The sequence below is a fragment of the Jiulongibacter sp. NS-SX5 genome, assembly GCF_052828545.1.
On record NZ_CM128248.1, the window covers coordinates 2,655,833 to 2,674,184 of the forward strand.

Annotated in this window: 17 protein-coding genes; 11 read left to right on the forward strand and 6 right to left on the reverse strand. The window is 41.1% G+C overall.

What is annotated here, in order from left to right; genetic code table 11:
• Positions 1 to 2: 2 nt before the first annotated feature.
• The gene (gene fcl / locus ACUXV0_RS11740) at positions 3 to 941 is read right to left on the reverse strand and encodes a GDP-L-fucose synthase (RefSeq protein ID WP_446189745.1); all 939 of its coding nucleotides are present in this window, start codon (positions 939 to 941) and stop codon (positions 3 to 5) included.
• A 97-nt stretch (positions 942 to 1,038) separates the two neighbouring features.
• On the opposite strand from fcl, the gene ACUXV0_RS11745 reads away from it, so the two are divergent.
• Both ACUXV0_RS11745 and ACUXV0_RS11750 read left to right on the forward strand, forming a co-directional pair.
• Positions 1,039 to 2,025, forward strand: coding sequence for a toxin-antitoxin system YwqK family antitoxin (locus ACUXV0_RS11745; RefSeq protein ID WP_446189746.1), 987 nt, complete (start codon positions 1,039 to 1,041; stop codon positions 2,023 to 2,025).
• A 37-nt stretch (positions 2,026 to 2,062) separates the two neighbouring features.
• Positions 2,063 to 3,262, forward strand: a complete 1,200-nt coding sequence (locus ACUXV0_RS11750; protein WP_446189747.1) for a molybdopterin molybdotransferase MoeA — start codon at positions 2,063 to 2,065, stop codon at positions 3,260 to 3,262.
• Here the strand turns inward: ACUXV0_RS11750 and ACUXV0_RS11755 are convergent.
• Both ACUXV0_RS11755 and recF read right to left on the reverse strand, forming a co-directional pair.
• Positions 3,259 to 3,813, reverse strand: coding sequence for a YqgE/AlgH family protein (locus ACUXV0_RS11755; protein ID WP_446189748.1), 555 nt, complete (start codon positions 3,811 to 3,813; stop codon positions 3,259 to 3,261). The two genes, ACUXV0_RS11750 and ACUXV0_RS11755, sit on opposite strands and share 4 nt — an antisense overlap.
• Positions 3,814 to 3,829: 16 nt before the next feature.
• Complete coding sequence (gene recF, locus ACUXV0_RS11760) at positions 3,830 to 4,906, reverse strand: DNA replication/repair protein RecF (protein WP_446189749.1); 1,077 nt, start codon at positions 4,904 to 4,906, stop codon at positions 3,830 to 3,832.
• A 277-nt stretch (positions 4,907 to 5,183) separates the two neighbouring features.
• On the opposite strand from recF, the gene pdhA reads away from it, so the two are divergent.
• The 8 genes from pdhA to ACUXV0_RS11800 all read left to right on the forward strand — a co-directional run bounded on the left by pdhA (position 5,184) and on the right by ACUXV0_RS11800 (position 12,530).
• A complete protein-coding gene (pdhA, locus tag ACUXV0_RS11765) occupies positions 5,184 to 6,203 on the forward strand; it encodes a pyruvate dehydrogenase (acetyl-transferring) E1 component subunit alpha (protein ID WP_446189750.1) in 1,020 nt (339 codons plus the stop codon).
• A gap of 160 nt (positions 6,204 to 6,363) precedes the next feature.
• Complete coding sequence (locus tag ACUXV0_RS11770) at positions 6,364 to 7,059, forward strand: tetratricopeptide repeat protein (RefSeq protein WP_446189751.1); 696 nt, start codon at positions 6,364 to 6,366, stop codon at positions 7,057 to 7,059.
• A 68-nt stretch (positions 7,060 to 7,127) separates the two neighbouring features.
• Positions 7,128 to 7,607, forward strand: a complete 480-nt coding sequence (ribH, locus tag ACUXV0_RS11775; protein ID WP_446189752.1) for a 6,7-dimethyl-8-ribityllumazine synthase — start codon at positions 7,128 to 7,130, stop codon at positions 7,605 to 7,607.
• 52 nt (positions 7,608 to 7,659) lie between these two features.
• Positions 7,660 to 8,991, forward strand: coding sequence for an aspartate kinase (locus ACUXV0_RS11780; protein WP_446189753.1), 1,332 nt, complete (start codon positions 7,660 to 7,662; stop codon positions 8,989 to 8,991).
• Between the two features lie 13 nt (positions 8,992 to 9,004).
• Positions 9,005 to 9,445, forward strand: coding sequence for a DinB family protein (locus ACUXV0_RS11785; RefSeq protein ID WP_446189754.1), 441 nt, complete (start codon positions 9,005 to 9,007; stop codon positions 9,443 to 9,445).
• A 1-nt stretch (position 9,446) separates the two neighbouring features.
• The gene (gene serS / locus ACUXV0_RS11790; RefSeq protein WP_446189755.1) at positions 9,447 to 10,715 is read left to right on the forward strand and encodes a serine--tRNA ligase; all 1,269 of its coding nucleotides are present in this window, start codon (positions 9,447 to 9,449) and stop codon (positions 10,713 to 10,715) included.
• Between the two features lie 76 nt (positions 10,716 to 10,791).
• Positions 10,792 to 11,373: a 5-formyltetrahydrofolate cyclo-ligase gene (locus ACUXV0_RS11795; RefSeq protein WP_446189756.1), complete on the forward strand. Its 582-nt coding sequence runs from the start codon at positions 10,792 to 10,794 to the stop codon at positions 11,371 to 11,373.
• Between the two features lie 164 nt (positions 11,374 to 11,537).
• Positions 11,538 to 12,530: an aspartate-semialdehyde dehydrogenase gene (locus ACUXV0_RS11800; RefSeq protein WP_446189757.1), complete on the forward strand. Its 993-nt coding sequence runs from the start codon at positions 11,538 to 11,540 to the stop codon at positions 12,528 to 12,530.
• A gap of 68 nt (positions 12,531 to 12,598) precedes the next feature.
• Here the strand turns inward: ACUXV0_RS11800 and ACUXV0_RS11805 are convergent, their stop codons facing one another.
• Positions 12,599 to 13,660, reverse strand: coding sequence for a 2Fe-2S iron-sulfur cluster-binding protein (locus ACUXV0_RS11805; RefSeq protein ID WP_446189758.1), 1,062 nt, complete (start codon positions 13,658 to 13,660; stop codon positions 12,599 to 12,601).
• Between the two features lie 165 nt (positions 13,661 to 13,825).
• Between ACUXV0_RS11805 and rnr the strand changes: the two genes are divergently transcribed.
• Positions 13,826 to 16,180, forward strand: coding sequence for a ribonuclease R (gene rnr / locus ACUXV0_RS11810; protein WP_446189759.1), 2,355 nt, complete (start codon positions 13,826 to 13,828; stop codon positions 16,178 to 16,180).
• Position 16,181: 1 nt separating this feature from the next.
• Here the strand turns inward: rnr and ACUXV0_RS11815 are convergent, their stop codons facing one another.
• Together ACUXV0_RS11815 and ACUXV0_RS11820 are read right to left on the reverse strand one after the other, a co-directional pair.
• Complete coding sequence (locus ACUXV0_RS11815) at positions 16,182 to 17,279, reverse strand: XdhC family protein (protein ID WP_446189760.1); 1,098 nt, start codon at positions 17,277 to 17,279, stop codon at positions 16,182 to 16,184.
• Positions 17,280 to 17,329: 50 nt separating this feature from the next.
• A complete protein-coding gene (locus ACUXV0_RS11820) occupies positions 17,330 to 18,298 on the reverse strand; it encodes an AraC family transcriptional regulator (RefSeq protein ID WP_446189761.1) in 969 nt (322 codons plus the stop codon).
• Positions 18,299 to 18,352 lie beyond the last annotated feature (54 nt).

Below are 18,352 nucleotides of genomic sequence, written 5' to 3' on the forward strand. Positions count from 1 at the left end.
AATTACATTTTTCTAACGATGTTATTCTTAAAGTCTTCGTACACCATTTCTATCCCCTCTTTGAGGTCAATACTGTGTTTCCAGCCCAGTCCGTTCAGTTTAGAAACATCCATCAGCTTACGTGGCGTACCATCTGGCTTATCAGTATTCCAGATTACTTCGCCCTCAAAACCTACCGTCTTTTGAATAGTCTCGGCCAGTTCTTTGATGGTCACATCTATTCCGGTACCAATATTTACCAGTTGAGACTCGCTGTAGTTTTCCATCAGATATACACAGGCTTCTGCTAGGTCATTGGCATGCAGAAATTCACGCATTGGTTTACCTGTACCCCATAATTCTACAGATGGCTTTCCTTCCACTTTAGCCTCATGAAATTTCCGAATCATGGCTGGTAGCACATGCGAATTCTGAAGTTCATAATTATCATTAGGGCCATAAAGGTTTGTAGGCATTACCGAAATGAAATCACAGTCGTACTGATCTCTGTATGCCTCACACATTTTAATACCCGCTATCTTGGCAATGGCATAAGGCTCATTGGTAGGCTCTAGTGGGCCGGTGAGTAGATAATCTTCTTTTAATGGCTGTGGAGCCAGCTTTGGGTAAATACATGATGAGCCCAGAAACATCAACTTTTTGACCTTGTGCACATAGGCACCGTGAATCACATTATTTTGTATCTGCAGGTTTTCATAAAGGAAATCTGCACGGTAAGTGTTATTTGCCACTATGCCCCCCACTTTGGCTGCTGCCAAAAAAACATACTCAGGTTTTTCTTTTTCATAAAACTCAAAAACCGCTTCCTGATCTCTCAAATCAAGTTCTTTTGAGGTACGCACTACCAGATTTTCATACCCTTCTGCTTGTAGTTTTCTAATGATGGCTGAGCCTACCATTCCACGGTGGCCGGCTACGTAGATTTTAGCTTTTTTCTCCAATTTTTGAGTACTTTTATCGTTTTCTGAACAGCTTGCCCGCACTAAAAGTGCCTTTGGCAGGTTTATTGAACACGAAAGTACGACGCTTCATTCATATATGAAATCGAATCTTATTATCACATCTTTAATTCTGTGTATCTCAATACTTTGCAATGCTCAAAGTGCTGTGCCTACAGCAAAAACCAAGGCTCAGCGTAAGGCAGAACGCAAGGAGATGACACTTGAGGAACGAATAGAAGATGCTCTGCCGGTAGACGTTACTTTGCCCTCGGCATCCATCAACACTCCAACAGACCAAATCACCTCGGTAGAAGACGCTAAAAAATACTTTAATGAGACTGTAAAAGACTACGGTAAAAAAGCCAAAGAACTAAAACAGAAAGCTAAAAAGACGCAAAAGGCTGTGGCCGAGGCCAAAGAAAAGCTGTTTGATGGTAAACAATACAAAGGTATCCCTGTAGAAAAGCAGATTTACAGAAGAGGCCAGGGTAGCCGTATGCAGTATATTGAGTTCTATACCCTAGAAGAATTTCAACAACCAAGCCCATATATTCGATCTCTTTTCTGGTATGATGAGCGTACAAGAAGAATCGTAGAAGCGGTGATGAGAGACAGAAAAACCAACCACTTGATGCACGGACCGTACAAGGAATACCGTGGGGAAACACTGGTGAAAGAGGGTTATTACTTTATGGGAGCCAAAGACGGCCGTTGGGAAACATATGACAAGGACTTCATCTTACTCGATAAAGTAAGCTACGATGAAGGCTTTTTGGAAGATGCGGAAATCACTTACTATGATGAGGCCCAAAAGAAAATTGATGAAGTCATACCCATGCTATACGGCAAAAAAACGGGTGATTACTATAAATTTCATGAGGGTGGAACGCTGGCAGTAGAGGGTCAATATGACAACGGTGTAAAAGTAGGAAGGTGGATCGAGTACTACGATACCGGAAACAGAAGGAAGCGTGAAACGCAACACCCTAAAGACTGCTATGACGAAACAGAGCCTACCGTCATCAGAGAGTATAATGAACAGGGCAAAATGACTTTTGAGCACGATAGTGTCAAAAGAATGTAAGTCTTCATTTAAGGCTGTTTCATTATCTTAGCCCAAAATGACGTTTATGCCACTTACGCCTGTCAAAACAGCTACAGAACTCATCCTCAAAGAAACTCGCAATTATGGCATTGAAACCATCAGTTTCGAATACGCTGTGGGTAGGGTTTTGGCCGAAGAAATAACCGCAGATCGCGACTTCCCTCCTTTTGATAGAGTAACCATGGATGGCTTTGCTTTTAACTCCAAAGCCTATGTAAATGGTATTAGATCTTTCACAATCAAAGCCATTCAATACGCTGGAGAAGCAGCTCTTTCTATTACCCATGACGAAGAGGCGATTGAGGTCATGACGGGTACGCCGCTACCAAAAGGCTGTGATTCAGTTATAAGAGTAGAAGACACTTCTTCTGAGAACGGAACTCTTCTTTTACCTGATGGACTACCAATGTGTAAGAACATTCATTATCAGGGCCTTGACAGAAAAAAAGGTGAGGTAATTCTACCCATAGGACATCCATTGAAAAGCTCAGACCTGGCAATATTGGCAACAGTGGGAAAACCCAATATTCTGGTTAGAAAAAGACCATCAGTCGCTATTATTACCAGTGGTGACGAACTAGTGGATGTAACCCAAACACCCGAGGCTCATCAGATCAGAAAGTCCAATGTTTTTGCGATTTCTGCTGTGATGGAACAGCTTGTCGATAAGGCCGAACATTTTCATTTACCTGACGACCTGGATAAAACCACCTCCTCAATCTCTAAGTTATTAGAAGATTACAATTTCCTGATACTCTCAGGGGGCGTTTCCGCTGGGAAGAAGGACTACATCCCGCAGGCGATGGAAAGTTTGGGCGTAGAGAAAGTATTTCATAAGATAGCACAGCGACCAGGTAAACCTATGTGGTTTGGACAAAAGGGAGAGACGCTTGTTTTCGCTCTACCCGGCAATCCTGTTTCCGCCTTTATGTGTGCCGTTCGTTATGTCAAACCTTGGTTGGAGGCTTGTCTTCAAGTTTCTTCAAAAGAAGAATTCGCCATCTTATCTGAAGATGTAGAGTTCAAACCGCAGTTGAATTACTTTTTACAGGTAAAGATCAATAATGAAAACGGCCAGTTAATTGCTACGCCGGAAGAGGGTCACGGCAGCGGAGATTTAGCAAACTTATCGCTGGCAGATGCTTTTCTTGAATTACCCTTAAAGGAAGGTCACCGATATTCCAAGGGTAAGGTTTTTAGGGTTTGGAGGTATTAATTCAGCCTCGGGTCAGTAGGGTAATTACTCATCACCTTATAGTTCCCACCCATATCACGTAGCACCTTTCTCCAGAAAGTCTCTGTATCTGCCTCAAAAATCAAGGCGTCATCACAGTCTCTAACGATCCAGCTATTGCGTTTCATCTCACCTTCCAGCTGCTGTTCTCCCCAGCCACTGTAACCAAGGAAGAATCGGATATCATCAGCAGGAATTTGCTCCAACTTGATCAGCTCTTTCAATATCTCATAATCGCCCGACCAATAAATACCATTACCGAGGTCTATTGATCCGGGAAGTTTAGCACCTAAGCGGTGTACATAATGCAGTGTATTGTACTCCACCGGTCCGCCAACATAAAGAGGGAAATCCCCGGTTAGCCCATCTACAGCGTCTGCTAGAGTAAGATTTGAAAGTTGATTCAAAACCAAACCAAAAGAACCCTGCTCATTATGCTCACAGAGTAAAATCACCGAACGCTCAAAATTGGGATCTCCCAAAAAAGGCTCTGCAATCAATAATCTCCCTTTGGCCGGTTCTTCGTTTGACATATAACAAATAAACAGATTAGAGCTCAAAATACCTCACATCCGCCTTTACCTTTTCCAGAATTCTTCTGGTTCTTTCAGGGCGGGCATCAGTTATAAAAATCTGCCCAAAAGTTTCGTCATCAATTTTCTCAATAAGCTTCTCAATTCGCTGATCATCAAGCTTATCAAAGATGTCATCAAGTAGCAAAATGGGCTTTTTTGATTTATGCTTTTCTAAAAGTTCAAACTGAGCCAGTTTGACAGCGAGCACAAACGACTTTCGCTGGCCTTGTGAACCAAACTTTTTAATTGGCTGGCCACTCAACTCAAAACTGTAATCATCTTTATGCACGCCCATAGTGGTTCTGTGAGCAGCCAGGTCTCTTTTCTGATTGTTTTTAAAAACCTTTGCAAAATCAGATTTTACATCTGTTTGATAGGTAATAACAGCCTCTTCTTTACCATCCGATATTGTTTGGTAATGATGCTTTGCCAAAGGCAAAAACTCCTTCATAAATGAGTTTCTTTTTTGAGCTATTGCCAAAGCCTTCTGCACCAAAGGTTCAGAATAACTATCCAGCATTTGCTGGTCAAAATACTCTCTTTCATAGAATTGCTTGAGGAGACTATTCCGCTGATCCAGTAACCGATTATACTGCTGGTAAAGTACAAGGTATTCAGGGTCAAACTGAGCCATGATCCCATCGAACAGTTTTCTTCGGGTATCACTGGCATCTCTGATCATGTCAGTATCGTCAGGAGCAATAAGCACCACCGGATACTTACCTATATGATCCGAGATTCTATCATAAGCCTTTTTGTCTGCCAGAACGCTTTTTTTCTGTCCACGCTGTAGACTTATAGTAATGTTCTGTTTTTGGTCTTCCGCCAAGAAATCACCGTCAATCACCATAAGGTCCTCCTCATAAGTGATACTCAAGGGATCTTGTTTATGAATTGAGCTTTTTGTCAATGACAAATAATAAACCGCATCTAAAAGGTTTGTCTTGCCGTTTCCATTCTGTCCTACAATACAGTTTACTCGCTCAGAGAACTCAAAAGAAGCGTCTGAATGATTTCTGAAGTTGAAAAGTCTGATTGACCGAAGGAACATATAAGGATAAAATCAATGGCAAAATTGATCACTTTGCTCTGGGAATTGCGAAGGTATAAAACTTATCTCAGTCCTATCATACACTTCTACTTTCAGGAAGTCTCAAAAGCTTACAAAAAAGCCTGATTCTCTAAGATCTTTTAATGATGTTTTGACTCTCAGTACTTCTTTTGACATAGATTTTTCCGCAATAAAGCTGAATGCCCTATCTTTGCTGCCCCAATCAAAACATACGAGCTATGCTCTGATGTTTTTAAACGATCAAAAGCAATCATTTATGGCAGCAGCAAAAAAGAAAGCAGCAGCGAAAACAAAATATACGAAAGAGCAGTACATGTACTGGTACGAATCTATGATGCTTCAGCGTAAGTTTGAAGAGAAAGCTGGTCAGTTATACGGTCAGCAAAAAATCAGAGGATTCTGTCACCTATATATCGGACAAGAGGCTTGTGCTTCTGGTGCTGTTTCTGCTTTAGAAAAAGACGATAAATACATCACTTCATATAGAGATCATGGTCAGCCGCTGGCCTTGGGCACTAGCCCTGGAGCTGTGATGGCCGAGCTTTTCGGTAAAGCAACAGGTACTACTAAAGGGAAAGGTGGCTCTATGCACATTTTTGATAAAGAAGTGAATTTTGTAGGTGGTCATGGTATTGTGGGTGCTCAGATTCCTTTAGGTGCAGGAATTGCTTTTGCTGAGAAATACAAAGAAACCGGTAATGTATGTATCTGTTACATGGGTGACGGTGCTGTACGTCAAGGTGCATTCCACGAAGCCTTTAACCTGGCTATGACCTGGAAACTTCCGGTAATATTTGTGGTAGAAAACAATGGTTATGCCATGGGTACTGCTGTAGCCAGATCATCTAATATCAGTGAACTTTATGAATTAGGTGAATCTTATGACATCCCTTCTGAGCCGGTAGATGCCATGGATGTAGAAGCGGTGCACGAGTCTGTGAGCAGAGCCGCTGCCAGAGCAAGAAAAGGTGACGGACCTACTTACCTCGAATTTAAAACATACCGTTTCAGAGGTCACTCTATGTCTGACCCACAGAAATACCGTACTAAAGAAGAAGTAGCTGAATGGAAAATGCGTGACCCAATCGAATTGGTGAAATCACGAATCCTGAAAAACAATGTGGCTACTGAAGAAGAGCTAAAAGAAATAGACGCCAAAATTAAAGATCAGGTAGCTGAAGCTGTGAAGTTTGCAGAAGAGTCTCCGTTCCCTGATGCTTCTGAGGCATTTAAAGATATCTACGTACAGGAGGACTATCCTTTTGTGATGGAGTAAAACCATTATAACCTATGGATTGAAAGAGGCTTTCGGGCCTCTTTTTTGTTTTTCCGGAAGGTGTTGACTTTAAGGTATTTATAATTTTACTCAACTATTTGAGCGAATTAAAATCAATTTCCTAAATTTGCACCTCAAAATTTTAAGCTAACCAATAGAGATGGCGAACAACGAAAAGTCTGGTATTGAAATTATTGAGAGTGCAGAAGCACTTCAGCAGGAGCTAGGTAAGGCAGAGAGTTTCTTTAACCAGAACAAAAACATCCTTTATATAGCTGCCGGTGTAATCATCGCTGCAGTAGCTGGTATTTTAGGATACAAATACTTCATAAACCAACAAAATCAGGAAGCTGAGGTAAGTATGTATGACTCGGTATACTACTTTGAATCTGATTCTCTAAATCTTGCTCTTCAAGGTACTGGAGGAAACGCCGGTCTTTTAGAGGTAGCAGAAAACTATGGAAGTGCACCTGCAGGTAACCTGGCTAAATTTTATGTAGGCGTGGCTTATATGAAACAAGGTAAATTTGATGATGCCATCAATTACCTAAGTGATTTCAGTGCAGATGATATCATTCTTCAAGGTAGAGCATACGCTTTAATTGGAGATGCATACATGGAAAAAGGTGATGCCAACACTGCTATTTCTTACTACGAGAAAGCGGCTAACTATAAACCAAACAAGCAGATTACTCCTGGCTATTTGATGAAGTTGGCTACAGCAAACGAAGAAGCAGGAAACACTGCCGCTGCAATTGATGCTTATACAGAAATCGTGGACAATTACTCCACCTCTAGAGAGTACCTTGCAGCTACTAAATATAAATCGAAATTAGAAGCTCAAGCTGGTAATTAACCCGAGCAATCATATTCACAAAGGGGTAAGCCAGCAGGTTTATCCCTTTTTTTATTTCAATACACCTGATGAGTACAGCACATAAAAACCTTTCAGTTTATAATACCAACGGCCTCGCTGATATGAGTGAGAAACGAATAGCTGTGGTTACTGCCGAGTGGAATGAGGAAGTAACTTTCGCTTTAAGAGATGGGGCAATTGAGACCATAATAAAGCATGGTATTAAAGAAGAGAATATCATTAATGCCACAGTACCAGGAAGCTATGAACTCAGTTATGGAGCCCAGGTTTTTGCTCAAAGAGAGGACGTAGACGCGGTTATAGCCATTGGGTGTGTAATACAAGGAGAAACCAAACATAACGACTACATCAATAACGCCGTGGCTCAAGGGCTAACAGATGTAAGTTTAAAGTATAACAAACCGGTGGTTTTCGGGGTATTAACACCAAACACCTATCAACAAGCCCTGGACAGAGCTGGCGGAAAGCACGGAAATAAAGGAGATGAAGCAGGAATTACGGCGTTAAAAATGCTTTCTATTTCCTAAAGCCCCTTTTTAATCACTCAAAAACATCATAACATTTTAAAATCTATTTAGCATGCAAGTTTGGAAATTTGGCGGTACCTCAGTTGGGAAACCTGAACGTATGAAGTCTATCAGGGATTTGGTAACTGCCAATGACACCCGAAAGATTGTGGTACTTTCTGCACTCTCCGGAAGTACAAATGCACTTCTGGCTATTGGAGAAGCACTGACTAAAGGAGAGAAAGTAGCCGCCAAAGAGCAACTGGTAGCTTTAAGAGCTCATTATGATCAGTTTTTGACTGAACTCTTTAGCACAGAAGAAGGGCTTAATGAAGGCAAAGCCATCGTTGAAAAAGAGTTTGGCTTTATAGAATCATTGGCTAACCTGAAGATTTATACCACTAAGCAAGACAAACAAATGGTGGCTGAGGGTGAATTGCTTAGTACGCAGATATTCACGGCCTACATGAAAGAGCAAGGAGAAAGTGTTGTACTTCTTCCTGCCCTGGAGTTTATGAGTATTGATGCTGATAATGAACCTGAACTGGCTAAGATTGAAGAAAAACTAGGTCAGATTTTGAAGGGTCAATCTGACAAACAAATTTTGGTAACTCAAGGATTCATCTGCAGAAACCCAAGAGGTGAAGTAGATAATCTAAAAAGAGGAGGCTCTGACTATACTGCTTCTCTCATTGGTGGAGCCATTACGGCAGAAGAAATCCAAATCTGGACAGATATAGATGGCATGCATAATAACGACCCGAGAATCGTGAGCAGAACATTTCCGGTAAGAGAACTCCTTTTTGAAGAAGCAGCTGAGCTTGCGTATTTCGGAGCCAAGATTTTGCATCCAAGTACCATCACACCAGCCAAATTAAAAGGTGTGCCAGTAAGGCTTAAAAACACGATGGCTCCTGAGGCTCCAGGTACGGTAATTAAATCTGAAACCAGCGGTGGTGCCGAGATTAAAGCCATTGCAGCTAAGGATAATATTACGGCCATCTATGTGCATTCTACCAGAATGCTGAATGCATATGGTTTCCTGAGAAAGGTTTTTGATGTATTTGAGAAATACAAAACTCCTGTAGATATGATTACAACTTCTGAGGTTTCAGTGGCAGTAACCATTGACAACTCAGAAAACCTCGATAAAATCGGCGAAGAACTAAGACAATTTGCCGACCTTGAGGAACACGATAAAGATCAGAGTATTATTTGTATAGTGGGGAATTTCCTTGCTGATAAGGCTGGTATTGCTATCAAAATATTGGAGGCCGTAAAGCATATCCCAATTCGAATGATCTCCTATGGTGCCTCTGAGCATAATATTTCTTTGTTGGTTGATACCCGACATAAAAATGAGGCCCTTGAGGCATTAAACGAAGGTCTTTTTACCTTTGAATAAAACCGTTATCTGAATGAAAGACTTAGCCGCTGTTTTTGAAAAGGACCTGAAAAAGCTTCGGGAAGAAGTACTTCAATATGACTCTGAAGACTTGCTCTTTGCAAGAGCAGAAGGCATAGCAAACTCCGGAGGAAATCTAGCAATGCACCTGTGTGGTAACCTTCGTCACTTTATTGGTGCTGTATTGGGTAATTCCGGTTATGTCAGAAATCGTTCAGAAGAGTTTGAAGGTAGGTTTGACCGCGAGAAAATCATTGCGGATATCGATGAAGCTCGGGCAATTGTCAAGACTACCTTGGAGTCATTGACAGAAACTGACCAAACCAAAATATACCCTCAGAATGTCTTTGGCAGCGAGATGACCGTAGGTTATTTCTTAATGCATTTACTTGGGCATCTTAATTATCATCTTGGACAAATAAATTATCATAGAAGACTTATAAGTCAACTTTAATATGCTTCAAATCAACATCATTAAAGACAATCAGGAGGCAACAATAGCCGGCCTGAAGAAGAAAAACTTTGGCAATCCTGAGGAAGCTGTTGCTAAAGCTTTGGAATTAGATCAAAAGAGAAGAGACACCCAGAAAGAACTGGATGATACACTGGCTCAGTCAAATTCCATCTCCAAGAAGATAGGCATGCTGATGAAAGAGGGGAAAAGAGATGAAGCTAACGAGGCCAAAGCACAGACCGGAGAGCTTAAGGCTAAATCTAAAGAACTGGAAGAGGTACTCAGAGGTGTAAGTGCAGAGCTTACAGAACATATGTACACGCTTCCTAACTTACCCCACGAGAGTGTACCGGCAGGTAGGTCTGAAGAGGATAATGAAACCATATTCTCACATGGCGAGGCTACTAAACTTCATGAAGGAGCTAAACCACACTGGGAGTTGATCTCTGATTATGACATTATAGACTTTGAGCTGGGCAATAAGGTAACAGGAGCAGGTTTTCCTTTTTACAAAGGCAAAGGTGCCAGAATTCAGCGAGCATTGATCAATTTCTTCCTTGATGAGGCCATTGCGGCTGGGTATTTTGAAGTTCAGCCACCAATTCTGATCAATGAAGACTCCGGATATGGAACAGGTCAGTTGCCAGATAAAGAAGGTCAGATGTATGAAGCTACGGCAGATAAATTATACCTGATCCCTACTGCGGAAGTTCCAATTACAAATATCTACCGAAATGAAATCATTTCAGAAGAAAGCTTACCGATTAAAAACGTAGGCTATACGCCGTGTTTCAGACGAGAAGCTGGCAGCTGGGGAGCTCATGTAAGAGGACTAAACAGACTTCACCAATTCGATAAGGTGGAGATCGTTCAGATCAGAAAGCCTGAAGAGTCTTATCAAGCCTTAGAAGAAATGATGGACCACGTGAAAGTTTTACTGGAGAAACTTGGGCTTCCATATAGAATACTTCGCCTATGTGGTGGAGACATTAGCTTTACTTCTTCCTTAACGTATGATTTTGAGGTTTACTCTGCTGCACAGGAAAGATGGCTGGAAGTAAGTTCGGTCTCAAATTTTGAGGACTATCAGGCAAATAGACTGAAACTTCGTCATAAAGTTGACGGTAAAACTCAACTATTGCATACACTCAATGGTTCTGCTCTGGCACTTCCAAGGATCTTAGCAGCAATTCTGGAAAACAATCAGACTCCAGACGGAATCAACATTCCTAAGGTTCTGCAGCCATACTGTGGCTTTGCCAAAATTTAATCTCATGTGGCACTGCTAATTGTAGTGCCACTAATTTTCTCTTTCCTATATTCTTTCCTAATCGTATTACTTCCATATGAACAAAGCTGAGCTACGAAAATCATATCTTTTGAAAAGAGAGCAGCTTACAGAAACTATGGTCGCCAATAAATCTTTGGGCGTCAAAAACCTCCTATTTAGTAGACTAATGATGCATCGATACGATCGTGTACACTGTTTCCTACCAGTGAAAGAGAAAATGGAAGTAGACACCCGATTGATATTAGACACCCTACAAAGAGACTTTCCGGTGGATATTTACGTCCCGAAAATACATTCTGAAGGTATATTGACTCATCACCAATACACAGAATCTACTCCTTTAAAGCTTAATAAATGGAATGTGCCAGAACCTGAAAATGAGGGTTTAAGTAGCCCGGATTTTTTCAATACGGACGACGATATTCTGGTGATAGTCCCTCTACTGGCTTATGATAGAAAAGGAAATCGCATAGGCTATGGCAAGGGCTACTATGATCGTTTTTTAAGTCATAAAACTCAAAATACCCTTACAGTTGGTCTAAGCTTTTTCCCTCCCGAAGAGCAATTCTCAGCAACGGAAGAAACAGACATACCACTGGACTATATTTTTACGCCGGAGAGGGTTTGGGATTTTTAGTATTCATTATCTATTTTGAGCATTTAGCATTACTTTTGCAGCCCGTAACAGTTTAACAGAGACCCGTTTAGGAAATCTCTAATAATTAAAAACATAGGAGAATAGACCTCTCTCCTTGAAACCATTAATCGCCCTGCCATGGGTCGGGGGGCATGATTAAAAAAATGAAAGTAGCAGTAGTAGGAGCTACCGGCCTTGTAGGTAGCGAAATCCTGAAAGTTCTGGACGAAAGAAATTTCCCGGTAACTGAAATTATTCCCGTAGCATCAGAGAGATCGGTAGGTAAAAAGGTGAGCTATAAGGGTAAGGAGTTCACCGTAGTAGGTTTTGAAGACGCTATTCAAATGAAACCGAATGTGGCAATCTTCTCTGCAGGTGGTAGCACCTCTCTGGAGATCGCTCCTAAATTCGCAGATGCAGGCATCACTGTTATTGATAACTCTTCTGCCTGGCGTATGGACCCGAGCAAGAAACTTGTAGTTCCTGAGGTTAATGCAGATACTTTAACACCAGAAGATAAGATCATTGCAAACCCCAACTGTTCTACCATACAAATGGTGGTGGTTATGAAGCCTCTTCATGAAAAATACAAAATCAAAAGAGTTGTAGTTTCTACGTACCAGTCAGTGACTGGCTCTGGTAAAAAAGCAGTAGATCAATTATTTGATGAGAGAGCTGGCAAAACAGTAGAAGACCCTGCTTATCCTCATAAAATTGATTTAAATGTTCTTCCTCACATTGATGTTTTCCAGGATAATGGATACACCAAAGAGGAAATGAAGATGATAAAAGAGACCAACAAAATTCTTGGTGATGATAGCATAAAAGTAACTGCAACTACTGTACGTATACCTACGGTGGGTGGTCACTCAGAATCTATCAATATTGAATTTGAAAACGAATATGAACTGGCTGATATCCCAGGATTAATCGCTTCAATTCCTGGAGTAGAAGTACAGGATGACCCTGCCAATAATATTTACCCGATGCCGCTTAACGCACATGGTAAAGATGAAGTATTAGTAGGTAGAATCAGACGTGATGAATCTCAGGAGAAAACCTTGAACCTATGGTGTGTAGCAGATAACCTTAGAAAAGGGGCCGCTACCAATGCCGTTCAGATTGCAGAGTATTTGCTCAGCAAAGAGATGATCTAATATTTGATTCCAATAAGCAAAAAAGCCAACAGACGATCTGTTGGCTTTTTTTATGGCTACGAATAATATTATTCTATTTCAATAACTACTCCATCAGTTAGTGGATGAGCTACGCAGGTAAGCACAAAGCCTTCGTCTTGCTCAGCCTGAGTTAGACCATCATCTTCATCCATTTTCACTTTACCATCTATACATTTCCCCAGGCAGGCCGTGCACATTCCTGCTTGACATGAGTAAGGTAAGTCAATATCAAGCTCCAGAGCCGCCTCCAAAATACTTTGATGAGGTTCTACTTTGAAAGTAAAATCATCTCCATCGTACTTAACAGTAATTTCTCGGGTTTGAAGACCTTCATTCTCTGGCAGCTCTACTTCTTCATCGAGCATCGGAGCATTGAAATTCTCCTTGTGAATTTGATTCTCAGGCACGTCAAAAACATCAAAAATTTCCATCATCTCATCCATCATAGCGGCCGGTCCACACAGATAAAACTCTTCATTTTCAGATCTGAAATGTACATCCTGCTCTTTGAGCATTACCACTATATTCGCCTTATTGATTCTTCCTCTGTAACCGGCCCATGAGTCTGTAGGTTGACTTAGCACATGTATCACACTCAGCCTTTTGCGGTCTGCTAGTTCCATATCTGTCAATTGCTTCCAGAAGATGATGCTTTCTACAGTTCTGTTACCGTAAAACAATGAAACTTTAGATTTCGGCTCCATTTTGAGAATAGACTTTGCCATTGACATTAATGGCGTGATACCGCTCCCGGCCCCTATAAGTACTACATGTCGTTCTTTTGAAGCATCAGGCTCTATGACAAAATTGCCCATAGGCTCTATGACTTCAATAAAATCTCCTTTTTTGACATTGTCACATAGGTAATTGCTTACCAGCCCTCCAGCCACTCTTTTCACAGTGATGGCCACAGCCGTATCTGTATGCGGAGAAGAAGACATAGAATAGCTTCTTCTTACTTTTTTCCCGTTATCTGCCGGTACAATAACCGTTATAAACTGACCGGCTTTATATTTTATTTGCTCTGCCAAAGGATGCCAAAACTCGATAGTAATAGCATCTTCTGTTTCCTGAATTACTTCTTTGACCTGCAAAAAATATGTCTTCATTTACGATTAAATTCTGATGTTAGCGGACACAAAACTACAACAGACAAACCAACTATGGCTAACTTTGGTTTAATCAATGACGAGCTTCACTGGTTTTATAGGTAAAACTTGTGAACTTTAATTAAATCTTACGTCAACCTATTAAAGACAAAAACATTAAGCCTTATGGCAAGAAAAAAGAAAAGTGAAATTAAGCTACTGAAAGAAGACATCATCAAGTTCTTCGAAAAGCACAACGAAAGACCTTACACCTACTCAGACCTTTACAATCAATTTAACGTTTACGAAAAAGACGATCAACTCTTCTTTAAACTCATCATGGAAGAACTGGAAGAGGCCGGAAAAATTACTAAAGTAGGTCGTGGTAAATTCACCAAAGGAACTGCGAAGACCACAAGTGAAATTGAGGGGGTCTTGGATTATGTTAATCCGAAATTCGGTTTTGTTAGATATGATGCAGGTCAAAAAGACATCTTCATCACTGCCGATATGATGAATAGTGCTCAGGATGGTGATACCGTAATGGTACGTCTTCTGGGCAAAAGCCGAGGAGAAAATCCGGAAGGCAGAATCACCAAGGTGATCAAAAGAGGCCGTACAGAATTGGTGGGTAAAGTGAAACTATACGCCAATTACGCTATTGTAAAGCCCGACAATAAACGATTTCATGAAGAAGTGTTTATTGCCAAGGGCAATATCCACCATGCCCAAACCGGTGACTTGGTTATTGTCAAAATTTTGGAATTCCCCTCAGATTTTCAGCAAGCCACGGGAGTCATTACCGAAGTTTTAGGCAAAGCCGGCGACAATGATGCAGAAATGCATGCTATCATGGCGGAGTTTGGTTTGCCGGTAAAATTCCCAGAGGACGTCGAAAAGCTTGCAGAGGCTATTCCTGAAGAAATTCAAGAGACAGAAATCAAAAAAAGACGGGATGTCAGAGAGACGCTGACCTTTACTATTGACCCTCATGACGCCAAAGACTTTGATGATGCCATCAGTTTTAAAAAACTAGAAAATGATCATTTTGAAGTGGGTATTCATATTGCTGATGTTACTCATTATGTAAGGCCTGGGACTGTCTTAGAGGATGAGGCTTTCAATAGAGCCACATCTGTTTATCTGGTAGATCGTACCATACCAATGCTACCAGAGAAACTTTCAAATAGGCTTTGCTCTCTCAGACCTCATGAAGATAAGCTGGTTTTCTCGGCCATCTTTGAATTAGACCTCAACGGCAAAGTATATCATGAGTGGTTTGGCCGCTGTGTGATGCACTCAGACAGGCGTTTTACTTATGAAGAAGCTCAGGAACTTCTGGAATTAGACCTTGGCTCAGATCTCCCGGAAAAAGTGAGTCCTGAACTGCACGAATCGCTCTTGATTTTAAATAAAACGGCAAAAAACCTTAAAGCTTCCCGTTTCAAAAACGGAGCTTTTAATTTCGAAACCAATGAGGTTAAATTTCACCTCGATGAACAGGGCAAGCCATTGGGAGTTTATCAAAAAACACGAAAAGACGCTCACAAGCTTATTGAGGAATTTATGCTCTTAGCGAATAAGAAAGTTGCCGAATTCGTATTCCACTCAAAATTTGAGACCGGTGCCAATAATGTAACTTCCAGCAAGGATAAGTCATCCAGTTCTGGCGAAGTCGAGAGCCCAACCATGGTCTACCGTGTGCATGAGCCACCAAACCCTGAAAAGCTCAATACTTTTGCGGCTTTTGCAGGTAAAATGGGCTTTAAGATCAATGTCAACTCGCAACATGCACTTTCAAACTCACTAAATAATTTGATGTTTGAAATTGAGGGTACGCCAATACAAAATGTGTTGGAATCTTTGGCTGTAAGAACTATGTCAAAAGCCCGATACAGCACCTCACCACAGGGTCACTTCGGTTTGGCTTTTGACCATTACAGCCACTTTACATCGCCCATTAGAAGATACCCTGATATGATGGCTCACCGCATGCTTCAGCATTATCTTGACGGCGGAAAAAGCTTGAATAAAGAAGACTATGAGGACAAATGTACACACTCCTCTGATCGTGAAAAGATGGCCGCAGAAGCAGAACGTGCCTCTATCAAATACAAGCAGGTGGAGTTTATGAGCTATCAGGATAGAAACGCCATTTATGAAGGTGTGGTAACTGGCGTCGCGGACTTCGGGATATTCGTAGAAATAGATGGAACAGGCTGTGAGGGAATGGTTCGCCTGGCAGACCTCAACGATGATTATTACGATTACGATGCTGACAATTACAGGGTGATAGGCCAGCGAAAAGGTACTATTATTAGTTTCGGTGAGAAAGTCAAAGTAAGTATAAAAGGTACTGACCTGGATAATAGGAGTATTGACCTGAAACTGGTAGAAGTTGATGGCAAAGAAATGTCTTCATCCGGAAGTTCCGGTTTTAGAGGAAAGAGCAGAAGACCTGGAGCAGGACGCGGTAAATCCAGTAGCCGAAAAGTTATTCCTCCAAAAAGAGGTAAGGGTAAAAACAGAAGGAAACGTTAGGTTACTTAAAAGTCATTGGCCGATCTCTTTCATGGATCGGCTGGCTTCTCTCTCTCAAGTGAGCCACTTCCTTGCCTGAGAATACCGTTTTAATCTCAGCTAAAATAGAAAGTGCTATCTCATCAGGCGTATTGGCTCCAATCTCCAACCCCACCGGAGCATAAATATTGGGCATTAACTGTTCAGGTATTTGATCTCCCTCCTCTTCCAGTTCTCTCCATATTCTTTCTGAACGCACTTTGGGGCCCAGCATACCTATATACCTCACATTCTTCTTGGTGAGTTTTCTTAGGTTTTCTTTGTCGGTATGTAGTGAGTGAGACATAAGCACCACTGCAGTATAATCATCTGTCTGCATCTGGTCGAATTCGTCTGGTGTGATTACCTGTACACCTTTTATTGCTGAAACCTTATTTTTCGGTGCCACTACTGTAATATCCCATCCGAGTTCTAAGGTTTGCCTGAGCAAAGGATACAAGTCATACTGATGACCCAATAAAACCAAATGATATGCTGGTGGCAAAACTTCTACAAAGAGTGTTAGCTCTTCATTGATCACTATGTTCTTGGATTTATCTAGCTCTCTGATCAGTTCTGCCAATTGGTTTGTATCCAACTTCTCGTTCAGCCTTTGAAGGCTTTCCACTCCATTAAAAAGAATCAATTCGCCTAGTAGATCGCTATCTTCTGATCGGGTGACTTTTACCAACTTTGAAATCTTCCTGGGTCCCTCCTGTGTACTTTTAAGCACTTCTAGCGGGTTCCCTTTATCTGCTCTATTGATAGGTTTAAATAAGACATCAATTACACCATTACAGCCAAGCCCCACTCCTATCTGATGATCGTCATCAATAGTAGTATCATAGGTTATGGTAGACGCTTTTCCTTTCAAAATCGCCATTCTGGCTCTTTTTAAGGCATCACCTTCTAAACAACCTCCACTTATCCCACCAATCCAGGTACCGTTTTCAGAAACCAGCATCCTAGCTCCCATTCTTCGGTACGAAGACCCCTCTACCCTCACCACTGTGGCCAAAGCCATTTTCTCTTCTGCTTCCGCCTCCTCAAATTGCTTGAGGATATGCTTGATCTCTTTCATTCAACTGTAAACGCTAATATTATCTCAATTATCACTACTAGAACTAACGCTTAAAAAGTCTGATTTCCCGTGATATAGCTCAATGGTAAATTGGTTTTTTGCATTAAGTCTTTTCTAAAATTCGCCGGTGTATAACCTGTGTATTTCTTGAACAATTTGAAAAAATGATTCAGACTATTGAAACCACAGGCCAGGCTCGTATCGGCGATAGAATTTTCAATGTTAGACAACATCTTTTTAGCTCTTTCAATTCGCTTTTGATTCATATACTCTACCGGAGAAATCCCTAGTTGATTTTTGAAGCACCGATAAAAATTAGCCTCACTCATGCAGCTTTGATCGGCCAGCTTGGCCACCGAAATATTTTCATGCATTCTATCCTCTATATATTGAAGAGCATGAGCCAGACGATTGGTATTAATCAGATTGCTCAGATTATCCATCAAAAACACTCTGGCCTTGGTTTGCATGAGCCTTATGATCAACTCTTTAAGTGTATACTCCGCAAAAACGTCCTTTGCTCGATTGTCTTCTGTAAAAATCTCAATGAGGTGTGTTAGTAAATAATTGACCACATCATCATTGGTGAAATAGAAGTTCTTATCATCAAAAGTCCAGCCTTTTTTATCGTCAATGAGAGGTGTTTTTTCATTGAGTTCAGCCACCACTTTCAAAATCTTTTCTGATGATAAAGCTAAGGCTAAACATTGCGTCGGGTTTTCCATTGTAGCCTCTGGAAAATCAATTCCCATTGTTTCACCTCCTCCTACTATGACTGACTCATTCGGAAAAAACTCAAAAGGATCCTGGTCTTTCAGGTGCATCACTTTTTTTCCTCTGATCATACTTGCCAATACCGGGTCAGAAAACGTGAGATTTACAGACTCTGCTTTTTGATGTGTTTCGTAAATATTGAGCTCTGCAAAGTCAATCGTATAGGATGTTCGGTTCTCCACCATATCCTCCAGTTTCCTGTGCTGCAGGTGCTTCCTGATATTTAATTCATTCTTAAGAGCCATAGAAGGTGAGGGTCAAATAATTACGTCAAAGCAATATGCCTATTCCAAATGTAA

Bases quoted from the DNA above. Each gene is read 5' to 3' on its own strand.
- ACUXV0_RS11745 (WP_446189746.1), top strand. From the start codon at position 1,039: ATGAAATCGAATCTTATTATCACATCTTTAATTCTGTGTATCTCAATA.
- ACUXV0_RS11750 (WP_446189747.1), top strand. From the start codon at position 2,063: ATGACGTTTATGCCACTTACGCCTGTCAAAACAGCTACAGAACTCATC.
- ACUXV0_RS11755 (WP_446189748.1), bottom strand. From the start codon at position 3,813: ATGTCAAACGAAGAACCGGCCAAAGGGAGATTATTGATTGCAGAGCCT.
- recF (WP_446189749.1), bottom strand. From the start codon at position 4,906: ATGTTCCTTCGGTCAATCAGACTTTTCAACTTCAGAAATCATTCAGAC.
- pdhA (WP_446189750.1), top strand. From the start codon at position 5,184: ATGGCAGCAGCAAAAAAGAAAGCAGCAGCGAAAACAAAATATACGAAA.
- ACUXV0_RS11770 (WP_446189751.1), top strand. From the start codon at position 6,364: ATGGCGAACAACGAAAAGTCTGGTATTGAAATTATTGAGAGTGCAGAA.
- ribH (WP_446189752.1), top strand. From the start codon at position 7,128: ATGAGTACAGCACATAAAAACCTTTCAGTTTATAATACCAACGGCCTC.
- ACUXV0_RS11780 (WP_446189753.1), top strand. From the start codon at position 7,660: ATGCAAGTTTGGAAATTTGGCGGTACCTCAGTTGGGAAACCTGAACGT.
- ACUXV0_RS11785 (WP_446189754.1), top strand. From the start codon at position 9,005: ATGAAAGACTTAGCCGCTGTTTTTGAAAAGGACCTGAAAAAGCTTCGG.
- serS (WP_446189755.1), top strand. From the start codon at position 9,447: ATGCTTCAAATCAACATCATTAAAGACAATCAGGAGGCAACAATAGCC.
- ACUXV0_RS11795 (WP_446189756.1), top strand. From the start codon at position 10,792: ATGAACAAAGCTGAGCTACGAAAATCATATCTTTTGAAAAGAGAGCAG.
- ACUXV0_RS11800 (WP_446189757.1), top strand. From the start codon at position 11,538: ATGAAAGTAGCAGTAGTAGGAGCTACCGGCCTTGTAGGTAGCGAAATC.
- ACUXV0_RS11805 (WP_446189758.1), bottom strand. From the start codon at position 13,660: ATGAAGACATATTTTTTGCAGGTCAAAGAAGTAATTCAGGAAACAGAA.
- rnr (WP_446189759.1), top strand. From the start codon at position 13,826: ATGGCAAGAAAAAAGAAAAGTGAAATTAAGCTACTGAAAGAAGACATC.
- ACUXV0_RS11815 (WP_446189760.1), bottom strand. From the start codon at position 17,279: ATGAAAGAGATCAAGCATATCCTCAAGCAATTTGAGGAGGCGGAAGCA.
- ACUXV0_RS11820 (WP_446189761.1), bottom strand. From the start codon at position 18,298: ATGGCTCTTAAGAATGAATTAAATATCAGGAAGCACCTGCAGCACAGG.